At 64.8% G+C, this 469-nt stretch carries 1 protein-coding gene; it reads left to right on the plus strand.

Translation table 11 applies throughout. The features are described 5' to 3' along the window. The coding region (locus R5H29_RS21720) for a hypothetical protein (protein ID WP_332329827.1) at positions 1 to 364 on the plus strand (364 nt) is incomplete at its 5' end. Positions 365 to 469 lie beyond the last annotated feature (105 nt).

Consider the following 469-nt stretch of genomic DNA (forward strand, 5'->3'; position numbering starts at 1 on the left):
CATCGCCAAGGCCGGCCTGACCGCGCCGGAATTCCAGATCACCAACGAAACAACCACCACCGGCTACGCCAACTTCATGCTCTGGCCGCCGGAGCGGAACACCACCATCTGGGCGCAGCAGCAGGGCCAGACCGATCCCGATTATCTCGTCACCGACGACACCGCCGAGTTGCCGCTGGCCGGCACGCCCGCGTCGCTCGTGGACCGCATGAACCTCATTCTGTGCGCCGGCCAGATGACCAGCGCCACACGCACGCTGATCCTGAACGCGGTGCAGGCGGTGCCGAAGACCGACGCGCTGCACCGGATCGCGACCGCCGTCTATCTCACCATGAATTCTCCCGATTACATCGTTCAGAAATAAGAGGCACCGGATGCCGTACATTCATCGCGACATCGCCCGCCGCACTTTTCTGCGCCGCGCCGCCACCCTCACGGCCGCCGCCGGAACGCCGTTCCTAACGGATCT

The organism is Stenotrophomonas sp. A3_2 (genome assembly GCF_036624925.1).
Classification (GTDB): Bacteria; Pseudomonadota; Gammaproteobacteria; order Xanthomonadales; family Xanthomonadaceae; genus Stenotrophomonas; species Stenotrophomonas hibiscicola.